The sequence below is a fragment of the Undibacterium sp. Di26W genome (genome assembly GCF_049340265.1).
Lineage (GTDB): Bacteria > Pseudomonadota > Gammaproteobacteria > Burkholderiales > Burkholderiaceae_D > Undibacterium.
Window position 1 is genome coordinate 224,048 of the sequence record NZ_JBMPOR010000002.1, and the last position, 12,980, is coordinate 237,027.

Here is a 12,980-nt window from a genome sequence, read left to right on the forward strand (position 1 = left end):
GTCATACCGCCGACACACCACCGTCCACGGCCAGGGTCTGGCCGGTAATATGTTTTCCTGCATCGCTGGCAAACAGCATGGCCACGCCTTTCAGGTCTTCGTCATCACCTATACGTTGCAAAGGGGCTTTCTGGCAAAGTTTTTCTTCACCCAGATGTTCGAGTATGCCCTTGGTCATCCTGGAGGGAAAAAATCCCGGCGCAATCGCGTTGACCGTAATGCCATGCACACCCCATTCACCAGCCAGGGTGCTGGTGAAGTTGATGACGGCAGCCTTGGAGGTATTGTAGGCGATGGTCTGCATGGTGCCCGGCGCATTGCCAGCCAGGCCAGCAATCGAAGCAATATTGATGATGCGGCCATACTTGCGCGGTATCATAGAGCGCTTACCGACTGCCTGCGAAATCAAAAAGATGCTGCGTATATTCAGGTTCATGACCTTGTCCCAGGCATCGACCGGATAATCTTCCGCCGGGGCACCCCAGGTCGCGCCAGCGTTATTGATGAGGATATCGATATGCCCAAGGCGGGCCAGCGCTTCATCCACCAATGGCTGTACTGACGCATCTTTCGACAGATCGGCAGCAATTGCACTGGCATCGATGCCACGGCTTTTCAGGTGGGCAACGGCTTCATCCAGGTCAGATTGCTTGCGTGAAGACAGCACCACTTTGGCACCCTGCTCGCCCAGGGCTTCTGCCATTTGCAGGCCAAGGCCGCGTGATCCGCCGGTCACCAGTGCGGTCTTGCCGCGCAGATCGAATAACTGTTGTACTGAACGTGTCGCTGTCGTCATGCTAGTCTCCTGTTTATTTTATGTGGGCAGGATGTCATGTGCACGCATACCGGCACACATACATCACTGTCTCTTGCTATGGAATTATTTACTAAAAATCTCAGGGGAAGATGTCCACCTCAGAACCAGGCATCCTGCATTTCATAGGTGGTCACATCGATGTTGGAAAGCAGATCCAGTTGCGGATGTACGCGTGGCAATTCCCAATGGAAGAAGTATTTGCAGGCTTGCAGTTTGCCGGCATAAAAATCTGCATCGTGATGATCTTCCTTGCCTAGGCAAAGCAGGGCCTGTTCCAGCCAGATCCAGGCCACCACGGCATGGCCAAACACTTCCAGATACAGTGAAGCATTGGCCAGGGTCTTGTTGGTGTCACCGCAGTCATGCAGTTTCTGTGTCGTTGTTGCCAGCCTTTGCAGTACCCGCGCCAGCGATTTGGTGTAATCCAGCAGTTCAGGATGATGTGTGGCACGCGACAAAGTCTTGTGCATGACTTCACCCAGTGCTTCCAGCGCCGCGCCATCGTGCATGACAACTTTGCGCCCCAGCAAATCCAGCCCCTGTATGCCATGCGTGCCTTCATGGATGGGGTTCAGGCGGTTGTCGCGATAAAACTGCTCAACATTGTATTCACGCGTATAACCATAACCGCCATGCACCTGTATCGCCAGATTATTCGCTTCCAGGCACCATTGCGAAGGCCAGGACTTGGCAATCGGCGTCAATATTTCCAGCATCTGGGCCGCATGAATGCGTGCTTCCGGCGTCGTGCCGGTGCGTTCTTCATCGACCAGACGGGCGCAGAACAAGTTCAGCGCCAGGCCACCTTCCACATAGGTTTTTTGCGCCAGCAACATGCGTTTGACATCCGTATGCTGGATGATAGGCACTTGCGGTGCGACCGGGTCTTTGTTCAGTGGAGCACGGCCTTGCGGACGATTGCGCGCATAATCCAGCGCATGCAAATAACCGGTGTAACCCAGCATGACCGCACCCAGGCCGACACCTATGCGCGCTTCATTCATCATGTGGAACATATTCGCCATGCCACGATGCAATGTACCGACCAGGTAACCGATGGCACCAGCCTTGCCTTGCGGCTTGAACTTGCCTTCACCAAAATTCAGCAGGCAATTGGTGGTGCCGCGATAACCCATTTTATGGTTCAGCCCGGCCAATACCACGTCATTGCGCTCACCCAGGCTGCCATCAGGGTTGACCAGCTTTTTGGGTACGATAAAAAGTGAAATGCCTTTGACGCCGGCTATCAGTTTACCGTTTTCGTCCGGTACCTTGGCCAATACCAGATGGACGATATTTTCTGCCAGCTCATGCTCACCGGCAGATATCCACATCTTGTTGCCCGTCAGACGATACGTGCCGTCTTCCTGCGGTTCTGCCCGGGTGACGATGTCCGACAAGCTGGAACCTGCCTGTGGTTCAGACAGACACATGGTGCCGAAGAAACGGCCATCGAGCATGGGTTTGACAAAGGTTTCAATCTGCTCTGGCGTACCGCACTTAAGCAAGGTATTGGCATTGCCGATGGTCAGGAAAGGATAAGACGCGGTACCGACATTCGCGCCTTTAAAATAGGCAAAGCCGGCTTTTTCGACCACGCAGGGCAATTGCATGCCACCGACATCAAAATCCTGCCCTGCCGCCATCAGGCCCGCGTCACAAAACGCTTTCAGCGCTGTTTTGACTTCGGGAATGATGTGCACGGTTTCACCATCGAAATGCGGCTCATTCTGGTCATTTTTTTTATTATGGGTGGCGAACAAATCGGTAGCGATTTGTTCGCAAGTATCCAGCGCCGCATTAAAGGTCTCGCGATTATGGTCGGCGAAACGTGGCCTTTGATTCAGCGACTCTACATTCAGCCATTCATATAGCAGAAAATCGAGATCGCGGCGGGGAAGAATTTTAGATTGCATGGTGTTTTTTTGGATGAAAAAATGAAATACCAATCTTGCTCATACTGCCCTACAACTAAGAGGCTGTTGCAAAATTAAGATGGCTAGGCGTCGCCGACGCAGACAGTACTTTAGTACGGCAAGACGGCGCAACAATGCCAGGTTAATTTTTCAACTGCCTCTAAGGCAGTATGAGCACCCAACATGCTATCAAGCCTAAACCACTTCAAACAAACCCGCTGCGCCCTGGCCACCACCGATACACATGGTTACCACCACATATTTCGCGCCGCGACGCTTGCCTTCGATTAGAGCATGGCCTGTCAGACGTGCGCCGGACACGCCATAAGGATGGCCAACCGCAATCGCACCACCGTTGACGTTCAGCTTGTCCATAGGGATGCCGAGCTTGTCTGCACAATACAATACCTGTACCGCAAAAGCTTCATTCAGTTCCCACAAACCGATGTCTTCGACTTTCAAACCGGCTTTTTTCAACAATTTTGGAATCGCAAATACCGGGCCTATACCCATTTCATCCGGTTCACAACCAGCAATCGCAAAGCCACGGAAAATACCCAGTGGTTGCAAACCCTTTGCTTCTGCCAGTTTGCTGTTCATCAGGATGGCTACCGATGCGCCGTCAGAAAACTGGCTGGCGTTACCGGCAGTGATGACACCACCTGGCACAGCGGTGCGGATTTTGGATACGCCTTCGAGTGTAGTATCTGCACGTATGCCTTCATCTGCAGAAATCGTGACTTCTTTGGTAATCAGCATGCCGGTGGCCTTGTCTGCCACGCCCATGACGGTTGTCATCGGTACGATTTCGGCATCAAACAAACCGGCTGCTTGTGCAGCAGCGGCACGCAACTGGCTTTGTACGCCGTATTCATCCTGACGTTCACGCGGGATACCATAGCGTTTGGCAACCGTTTCTGCTGTTTGCAACATAGGCCAATAGACTTCTGGCTTGTGCTGTTTCAACCAGGTTTCCACGATCATGTGGCTATTCGCTTCGTTTTGCACGCAAGAAATGGATTCAACACCGCCTGCCGCATAGACATCACCTTCACCCGCAATGATGCGTTGTGCTGCCAACGCGATGGTCTGCAAGCCGGATGAACAAAAACGGTTCACCGTCATGCCAGCGGTGGTAACCGGACAACCGCCACGCAATGCAATCTGACGGGCAATATTGCTGCCTGTCGCGCCTTCAGGCGTGGCGCAACCCATGATCACATCTTCCACTTCTGCCGCATCGATCTTGGCGCGCTGAATAGCTGCGTCGAGTACATGTCCGCCCAGTGTGGCGCCATGTGTCATATTGAAAGCGCCCTTCCAGGATTTTGCCAGGCCGGTACGTGCGGTGGATACGATAACTGCATCAGACATGTAGATCTCCTATGGTGTAAGTATTTTATATTGCAGCGTGATAGTGCAGGGATTACTTGCCGACATGGCCCGGGATGCGGATATTACAGCCATCCTTGCTGCAAGCCTGCCCGCCAAAACCATTCTTCAGCATACATCAGCGTTTCTGCCTGAAATTGCCCCGCATCGACGATAGCCGAAGCCAATTCAAGCTCAAAAACTAGAATATCACAATTTAGTACGACCGTTCGTAAATTTATTGAATTCCATTTTACGCCCAAATACTGTTATTTATTGAACATCTCATCAATATCATTCGTAAGTTTCTGTAAGTTTGGAGCAAGCAAGCCGTAAGTTTCAACTTGCACACTTTGCTTGCAATAAAAAAATGTTGAAATATTCATCGAATTTTTCCGATCAGTTTTTCCAGCCATTTTTATTAAGCACACTTATATACATAAAACAGGAGACAAGCATGGCGACAGCACCTACCGCAACGTCAGGCGGCATGACTGGAGAAGAACGCAAGGTTATCTTTGCTTCTTCGCTGGGGACCGTTTTTGAATGGTACGACTTTTATCTATACGGCTCACTTGCCCCAATCATTGCCAAACAGTTCTTTGCCGGCACTGACCCCAATACAGCTTTCATTTTCGCCCTGCTGGCATTTGCCGCCGGTTTCATTGTCCGCCCTTTTGGTGCCCTGGTATTCGGTCGCCTTGGAGACATGATAGGTCGTAAATACACTTTCCTGGTCACGATTCTGATCATGGGTGGCTCCACCTTCTGCGTGGGCTTGCTGCCTAACTATGAAACCATCGGCATTGTCGCGCCGGTCATCCTGATCTCTCTGCGTATTCTGCAAGGTCTGGCGCTGGGCGGTGAATATGGCGGTGCAGCAACCTATGTGGCAGAACATGCCCCAAATGGCAAGCGTGGCGCTTTCACTGCATGGATCCAGACTACAGCAACATTGGGCCTGTTTTTGTCCCTGATGGTGATTTTGGGCACACGTACTGCCATTGGCGAAGAAGCATTCGGCGCCTGGGGCTGGCGTGTTCCTTTCCTGGTATCGGTTTTCCTGCTGGCGGTTTCGGTGTGGATCCGTTTGTCCATGAATGAATCCCCTGCTTTCGCCAAAATGAAGGCCGAAGGCAAAACTTCCAAAGCACCTTTGACAGAATCTTTCGGACAATGGAAAAACCTGAAAATCGTTATCCTGGCATTGGTGGGTCTGACAGCAGGTCAAGCAGTGGTCTGGTACACAGGTCAGTTCTATGCGCTGTTCTTCCTGCAGCAAACCCTGAAAGTGGATGGCCCGACAGCCAACATCCTGATCGCCATATCCCTGGTCATCGGCACCCCATTCTTTCTCGTGTTTGGTTCCCTGTCTGACAAGATCGGCCGTAAACCAATCATTCTGGCAGGCTGCCTGATTGCTGCGATAACCTACTTCCCGATTTTCAGCGCACTGACGCATTACGCCAACCCAGCGCTGGAAGCAGCACTGAAAAACGCACCAGTCGTGGTTACTGCTGATCCTGATGATTGCCAGTTCCAGTTCAACCCTACCGGCACCAAGAAATTCACCTCTTCATGCGATATCATTAAAGCAAAACTGGCTGCCGCTTCGGTCAACTACGCTAACGAAATTGCTCCGGCAGGCACCATCGCTTCCGTCAAAGTCGGTGACAAAGTCATTGCTTCATACAATGCTAATGGCTTGCCAAAACCTGAAGCCACTGCCAAAGACAAGGCTTTCTCCAAAGAACTGGGTGACGCCATCAAAGCCGCTGGCTACCCTCCGAAGGCAGACCCTGAGCAAATCAACCACCTTATGGTGCTGTTATTGCTGGTCATCCTGGTGCTCTACGTAACAATGGTATATGGTCCTATCGCTGCCATGCTGGTTGAAATGTTCCCAACCCGCATCCGCTACACATCCATGTCCTTGCCTTACCATATCGGTAACGGCTGGTTTGGTGGCTTGCTGCCAACCACGGCATTTGCGCTGGTGGCATTCAAGGGCGATATTTACTATGGTCTCTGGTACCCTATCGTGATCGCAGCAGCAACCTTCATCATCGGTGCCCTGTTCATCAAAGAAACCAAAGACAATGATATTTATGCAGCGGATTAAACTGCACTAAGGTCAGTCACATGAAAAAGCCCGGCAAACATTGCGTTTGCCGGGCTTTTTTACGTTTCAAGTGCGGTACAAATTATGACCAGCGATACCGCATGCCCAGACGAACTTCACCTGCTGCAATCTTCAGTTCGGCATCGCTACCCACCACCAGACTGGCTCTGGTACGTATATGTCCAAAGGGCAAGCCGGTAATGACAGGAATATCGAGTATGCTGCGCAGATAGCCCAGCATCGCATCAAAATCATAACCGTTGTCATGCGGGGCCAGCTTGTAAGCAGAAAAATTACCCAGGATGATGGCTTTTTGCTTGCTCAGCACACCCGCAAAATGCAATTGCAACAGCATGCGTTCAATGCGGTAAGGATGCTCACCGATATCTTCCAGGAATAAAATCCCGTCCTGCGCTTCGGCCCAGTAAGGCGTACCTACTGCATGGGCCAGCATGGCCAGGTTGCCACCCCATAAGCGTCCGTTCAATTCCACATCTTCATGGGTGGTTTGAAACTCAACGGTGTGATATTCACTACTGATACTGTCCTTGAATTGCTTCAAGGTATAGTCACATGGCTGCTCACGGGTAAAATCATCACACAACATAGGCCCGGCAAGGCTGAGCCGGTTACGTGCCAGCATGGCCAGATGGATGAGTGTGAAATCGCTGTAGCCAACAAAGCGTTTGCCACTTTGCGCCAGCAAGTCCAGATCAAGATGCGGCATCAGCCGGGACATGCCGTAGCTGCCGCGCAGGGCCATGACGATTTGCACATCCGGGTTTTGGGCGGCAGCATGCATTTGCTGCACGCGTTCAGCATCGGTGGCACCAAAGCGCTGGAACTTGTGTGCCGGCTGGTAATAGCTATGCACCTTGAAGCCCTGTTGTGCCAACAACGCCAGCCCACGCTCTACCGCAAGGTCATCCAAAGGAGCACCGCTGGGTGCGACAACGGCAATGCCGGGCTGTTCTTTTATCTCTTGCATAGGGATACTGTCAGTGTGAATGAAGACCTTGCGGTAGTTGTCTGCTCATTTGCCTGCTCATTTGTCTCATGTACCAACGCCATCTGCCGCGATTTTCTTTTGTGCCGCCACCGCACGCCTGTCGGCAAAAAAGTCCTTGAGCAGGGTGCCGCACTCTTCCGCCATCACCCCCGGTGTTATCTGGGTATGATGATTCAATTGATCAAGCTCGAATACATTCAGCAGGGAACCGGCGACACCGGTTTTGGGATCACTGGCACCATAAATGACACGCGCCAGACGCGCATGCATCATGGCACCGGCACACATCATGCAGGGTTCCAGCGTGACATATAGCTCGCACCCGGGAAGGCGGTAATTGCCCATCACTTCAGCCGCAGCCCGCAATGCCATGATCTCTGCATGGGCAGTAGGGTCATGCTTGCCTATCGGACGGTTATAGCCGGTGGCAATCACCTGGCTATCCTTGACCACGACAGCCCCTACCGGCACCTCGCCTTCGGCCCAGGCCAGCCTGGCCTGCTGCAAGGCGACCTGCATCATCTCCAGATCACGCATTTGCTGCGTATCCGGCGCGGCGGGATGTGGTTCGCCAGCCATTATCCGTCTATCTCGGCCCAGCAATTTGGTGTTTCATACAGCGTTACCTTGGTCAGTTCCAAAGTGCGACCAAACCTGCCGTGATATACCACCTTCAAAATATCAAAGGCGATTTTCGCCAGGTTTTCTACCGTAGGTACGCGGTCGATGACCACTGTTTTATGTCCTGGCAATTTCTCCAGGAAATTCTTGATGATGTAATCCTTCTCATAGACGATGAAGGAATGGTCCCACAAATTGACCAGATGTTCATTGGCCAGTGCCTTGATGTCACCAAAATCCATGATCATGCCATTATCCGACTCGCCATCTTTCTGGACAACATCACCGGTCAGCGTAATTTGCAAGGTATAGCGGTGACCGTGCAAATTGCGACACTGGCTGCCATGATCAGGAATACGATGACCGGCATCGAATTCCAATTTTCTGGTAATCGTTAACATGAAAACTTAAGGAATCTGTAAAAGTTTATGGGTTTGCAAGCTCAGCTTCCATTGCGGATGCTGTTTGCAGAATTCAATTGCAAGACGCAAATTATCGTCTCTTAAAGGGCCATCCATGGCCTGTACAAAATAATGTTCAAAATCAAGATTTGCATATGCAGCCATATCCTGCCCAAATTGCGGGATCACGACTTTCAACTCACTGCCCTGGCGCACCACCAGTTCTGAACCCATTTTAGGACTGACACAAATCCAGTCCACACCCGCTGGCACCGGCAAGGTGCCATTGGTTTCAATGGCAATTTCAAACCCCACCGCATGCATGGCATCGATCAGGGCGGCATCCAGTTGCAGCAAGGGTTCGCCACCGGTAAACACCACATACTTACTGGCAGTATAGGACACTGGCCACAAAGCGTTAATGGTCGCAGCCAGCGCTGCAGCCTGCTTGAACTTGCCGCCGCCCTCGCCGTCTGTACCGACAAAATCCGTATCACAGAACTGGCAAACCGCAGTCGACCTGTCCTCTTCCCGCCCTGACCACAAATTACAGCCAGAAAAACGGCAAAACACCGCCGGGCGTCCGGCATGATTGCCCTCGCCCTGTAGAGTGTAAAAAATTTCTTTGACGCTATAAGTCACGTCTTATTCCCGCATGATTGTCAGCAGCGACTTTGAAGGCTGCACAGGCAAGGCTTTTGACAAAGCCGCTCTCTTTTGTACCGCATGATAAACACGATGCATGAAATTTTAGTACGTTTTTGAAACGCAAAAGGGACACATGATACCACGGAGCAGCTTATTGGCCTTCTGACTTCGGCGAAGTCCTTGTGCAATCAGGCAAGGTTTTTGTATTTTTTATCAAAAAAATACTAATTTCATTCAACGGTCATGGCTTGCCCGACGTACTCAAAAAGAAAAAACGCAAAGCAAGTGAGCTGCTTTGCGTTATCGCCTTAATGGATTTCAATCAATCCAGTTTCAACTATATTTTTTCCATGGTATTGATGCTGATATGCGGCCATTGAATCAAGCCTTTACCATCAGGGCGCGGGAAGAATTCCAGTATCACAAGCTGTGAATACTGCAACCGCATCTTGGGTTTATTATTGCTATCCAGAATCTCCTGTATCCAGAAGGTTGACTTCATGGTCGCTGCATTGGCCTGCTTGACCACGAAAGGAATATTGTGGATGCCGCCAGTCTCAATGGTGGTATCCACCGACAGGATCGTGGTTTTCTTGATATTCACCCCTTGGTTTGCCTGATTGAGCAAGGCATTCGGCAAGGTGGGATCAAACAAACCACGGAACGGATGCGTGTGGAAATGGTTGTAAGGTGCCAGGTAAGGGTCGGTCAGGCTTTGTGGCACGCCTATGGGCAGGCTATTGATTTCACGAATCACTGGCGCACCGGGGACTTCGGTGTGCTGCCCCAAGGCCAGCACAGAATCACCATGCGGGATGCTGGACAAGCGCGCAATATCATGACCATTCGAGACCTGATTAGCCATATGCAACCACAAGCCAGGCTCAAAATGGATAGGGGTACCAGGCTTACCAGCCAGGCCACTGACGGGAAAATCCTCGGCCGCGATCTGGGTAATCGATTGCTGGTAGCGCAAGGCTGCCAGAAACTGGTCTGAATTCACCAGGCCATTCGCCGTCTTGGTCAACCCACGATTGGGCACCCCCTTGTCCACCAGGGTAAAGTCGAGTTCTTCGTTATATTGATTCAACAACAGCCGGAAGTCTGTTTTGGCTGGTGCCGGTGCCACGAATGGCAAGGCAATCATATTCCAGCCATGCCCTTCCAGACCATTCACATTGCGCCACTTGCCTGCCAATAACTTAAGTGGACCAAGTTCATCATCTGCAATGCTGGCTACGCTGATAGTACGGCCCTGCACTTTCATGGCCGTGAGTTGCTGGCTACTGAGCATAGTGAAACCCTTTCCGAAACTGGTTATAGGAATGCCCGTTTCTGGAACTGATGCGCCTTAACCCAATAGAAAAACCTGCATAGTGAACGCCTTGCCATGCAGCAAGCGCCATGCACACTGTGAATAAGCTGGAAAACAGCACCTCAGTTTTTGCGAGCGAATCATTTTATCAAATTATTGTTTAATTTATTATATTTTTTAATAATTAACAAATGACTTGCATAGTTGAATTAATTGCATTTTTTGAATTATTTTAATATAATTGAAATAATCAATAAGCACGTGGCACTCCTAAAATATTGCAAGCAAGTGCGAGGATGGATAAAGTCACTCGATATACAGCTACAGGGATAAATACGAAAAGGAGAGGCAACCGTGAAGAAAGTTCTATGGGTCAAGTTCGGCTGGTCAGATTATTATCGCGGCGGACTAGTCGATGGCAATTTTGGCTGGCTCAACGATAACAAGGGAAAAAAGAACGACGGCATCGGACACGAAGCGTTCAACTTTAATCCGGGGGCCGATGGAATCTACTATTGCTATGTTCCTCCACAGAAAAAAGAATACGCGCCGTCAAATAATGATCCAGATGGCTGGACAGTGATCTGCCTTGCGAAGAACCCAAAGCGCACTGGCGTCCACGTTGTCGGATGGTACGAAGATGCCACTCTGCATGGTGAGTGGCTCGATTCGCCTGAAGACATTGTCAAGAAGCGGGGAGATGCCACGCACCCGGCTTATGACTGGTCATATTGCATAACTAGCAAAACAGCATACTTCATTCCGCCCGAGTTAAGGACCATGCCATTCTCGGACGCAGCCATCAGGCAGGGGAAATATTCCTTCCTCGAAGGGCCGGACGTGAACACCAACGACAACAAGAAGCGCGTACTCAAGCTCCTCAAAGGCCGCCAGTTGGCGATGCTTCCATTTGCCATCAAGAACCCAAACGACGACAAGCTACCCGACCCCGAACTAGATGCGGTCGATCCCTTGAAAGGATTCGGCACGCCAGAGCATCGGAAGAAAGTCGAGAGAGCAGCTGAGAGCGCCGTTATTGAGCATTATAAAACAAAGGGATACAACTACGAGCGCGTAACGCATCTCCCCTGCGGTTACGACTTCATCTTCACCAAGGGGAGATTGGTGCTTCATGTCGAGGTCAAGGGCACGTCCAGTCCGTCTCCTCAGTTTTTTCTTACCCGGAATGAACACTCGAAAGGCCTACAATCTAATCCGGCATGGCGTCTTGTCATGGTCACGTCCGCCCTGTCCACGACCCCCACCATCACCGAATATGATGCGGTCAAGCTGAATCGAGCGTTCGATCTCGAACCTTATGTGTACGTAGGCAAGTTTATCCCGAAGCCGCAGAGTTAGTCAGAGGGCCCCATACACAATCAGTCACTAAGTAAGTCAGCACGTTTAACGGTAATCCCTCCATTTTGCATATGCTGGACTGATCTGCTGTGATCTAATTTGCCCGAACACCTCAATATGAGGAAAATCTTAAAATTGAAAAGATGCTTTATTTACAAATAACACAACATGGCTAGTTTCAGGCTCAAATCATTGCAAATTCATCATGTGTGCCCTCCTAATTGGGTATTCGTTTAACGTGAACCTAGCGCCACCGTCGAGCAAATTACCTTCATACATGAAAGCGATTACAACAAAATATTCCTTAAGTTGTCAAAAAACAGCTCTATTTTCGGAAGCCTGAGCATTCACTATACCGGACTGTTTAAGTATCTCAGCAGCTTGAACAATGCCATCTTTGTCTGTCTCTACGCCAGAAAGCATCTTTTGGATTTCAACCAATAATTGTTCGTCCAGTGCTTGCAAAACGTTGTAGTAAACTGTTGCGCCATGGTCATCGATATACTTGGTGTAATGCGGTAGCGCAATCTTTATAAGGTTTGAGACTGCATCACTGTCCATCAAATCTTTATTTCCGAGTCCGCTCCGCAATATCTGCCATTGCATAACCCCATGCATTATTATCGCTTGAAGAGCTGCAAATGTGGCCCATAACATTGGGGACAGAAATGGCCGCGCTCTCGACGCCCCACTTAAATCGAGTTTTGTTAAATCAAAAGTTTTACCTATCATCTCGAATACCTCCCGAGCCTTAGGATCTTGTTCAGTTACAGGGGCTGCTTGTTCAAAGGAAATAGTTGAAAGTAGAGATGCGATTCCTCTTGCCTGCCCGAGTGCAGTTACTGACTCCCAAAGTTGATCTACCGCTTCAAGACGCCTTTTATCCAATGTAATCTGACGGCTCGCCAAAGCAGATAACGCTCCATTTCTCAAGGCGGCTATCTCATTCTCACTAATACGGAGCTCAGCCTTAAGCCTCTCTTCACTCTCTCTCATTTGAGATCGAACCAACTCAAGCTGCTTGTTAAATTCGTGCTCAACACTCTTAGTTAGTCTCGTGTAAATCATATTACGCCCCAACCCGAGAGCAATTGTAAGCAATCCAGTGGTTGTCAGAGACGGAAGCCAGTCAGAGAGTTCCATATTGAAAACACCTATCTCGAAAATTGTCTAGCCTAAGAATGATGCGCCTGACACCGTTCCAGAAAGTTTAAGGCGCACATAAAATATACTTCACAAAAACATATACGTGCAGGACCGTATAACACGTCCTTTGACATATTCCCAAAAAAAGAAATATAAAAACGCCATTAACTATTGCACAAAAATAATTGCCAGTTTTTCTTAACACAGAATAACGTCAAACTAATAATACAGAAAGCCCACAATGACGTGGGCTTC

At 50.0% G+C, this 12,980-nt stretch carries 11 protein-coding genes; 2 read left to right on the plus strand and 9 right to left on the minus strand.

Annotated elements, in window-relative coordinates; genetic code table 11:
• Position 1: 1 nt before the first annotated feature.
• The 3 genes from ACO0LM_RS03430 to ACO0LM_RS03440 form a co-directional block, all read right to left on the minus strand.
• Complete coding sequence (locus ACO0LM_RS03430) at positions 2-796, minus strand: SDR family oxidoreductase (RefSeq protein WP_423034354.1); 795 nt, start codon at positions 794-796, stop codon at positions 2-4.
• A 119-nt stretch (positions 797-915) separates the two neighbouring features.
• Entirely contained in the window at positions 916-2,733 is a 1,818-nt protein-coding gene (locus tag ACO0LM_RS03435) for an acyl-CoA dehydrogenase (protein ID WP_423034356.1), read from the minus strand.
• 195 nt (positions 2,734-2,928) lie between these two features.
• Entirely contained in the window at positions 2,929-4,107 is a 1,179-nt protein-coding gene (locus ACO0LM_RS03440) for an acetyl-CoA C-acyltransferase (protein WP_423034358.1), read from the minus strand.
• A gap of 454 nt (positions 4,108-4,561) precedes the next feature.
• On the opposite strand from ACO0LM_RS03440, the gene ACO0LM_RS03445 reads away from it, so the two are divergent.
• A complete protein-coding gene (locus tag ACO0LM_RS03445) occupies positions 4,562-6,226 on the plus strand; it encodes an MFS transporter (RefSeq protein ID WP_423034360.1) in 1,665 nt (554 codons plus the stop codon).
• Between the two features lie 82 nt (positions 6,227-6,308).
• Here the strand turns inward: ACO0LM_RS03445 and ACO0LM_RS03450 are convergent, their stop codons facing one another.
• The 5 genes from ACO0LM_RS03450 to ACO0LM_RS03470 all read right to left on the minus strand — a co-directional run bounded on the left by ACO0LM_RS03450 (position 6,309) and on the right by ACO0LM_RS03470 (position 10,199).
• Complete coding sequence (locus ACO0LM_RS03450; RefSeq protein ID WP_423034362.1) at positions 6,309-7,214, minus strand: LD-carboxypeptidase; 906 nt, start codon at positions 7,212-7,214, stop codon at positions 6,309-6,311.
• Positions 7,215-7,280: 66 nt separating this feature from the next.
• The gene (gene tadA, locus ACO0LM_RS03455) at positions 7,281-7,814 is read right to left on the minus strand and encodes a tRNA adenosine(34) deaminase TadA (protein ID WP_423034364.1); all 534 of its coding nucleotides are present in this window, start codon (positions 7,812-7,814) and stop codon (positions 7,281-7,283) included.
• Positions 7,814-8,257 (minus strand): 6-carboxytetrahydropterin synthase QueD, encoded by a 444-nt coding sequence (queD, locus tag ACO0LM_RS03460; protein WP_422941532.1) that lies wholly within the window; start codon positions 8,255-8,257, stop codon positions 7,814-7,816. The genes tadA and queD overlap by 1 nt, the downstream gene beginning before the upstream one ends.
• A 6-nt stretch (positions 8,258-8,263) precedes the next feature.
• Positions 8,264-8,899 (minus strand): 7-carboxy-7-deazaguanine synthase, encoded by a 636-nt coding sequence (queE, locus tag ACO0LM_RS03465; protein WP_423034366.1) that lies wholly within the window; start codon positions 8,897-8,899, stop codon positions 8,264-8,266.
• A 343-nt stretch (positions 8,900-9,242) separates the two neighbouring features.
• The gene (locus ACO0LM_RS03470; RefSeq protein WP_423034368.1) at positions 9,243-10,199 is read right to left on the minus strand and encodes a heme-binding protein; all 957 of its coding nucleotides are present in this window, start codon (positions 10,197-10,199) and stop codon (positions 9,243-9,245) included.
• A 375-nt stretch (positions 10,200-10,574) separates the two neighbouring features.
• On the opposite strand from ACO0LM_RS03470, the gene ACO0LM_RS03475 reads away from it, so the two are divergent.
• Positions 10,575-11,579, plus strand: a complete 1,005-nt coding sequence (locus ACO0LM_RS03475; RefSeq protein WP_423034370.1) for a protein NO VEIN domain-containing protein — start codon at positions 10,575-10,577, stop codon at positions 11,577-11,579.
• Positions 11,580-11,891: 312 nt separating this feature from the next.
• Here ACO0LM_RS03475 and ACO0LM_RS03480 read toward each other — a convergent pair whose 3' ends face one another.
• On the minus strand, positions 11,892-12,722 hold the full coding sequence (locus ACO0LM_RS03480) for a hypothetical protein (RefSeq protein ID WP_423034372.1): 831 nt from the start codon (positions 12,720-12,722) through the stop codon (positions 11,892-11,894).
• Positions 12,723-12,980: the final 258 nt, after the last annotated feature.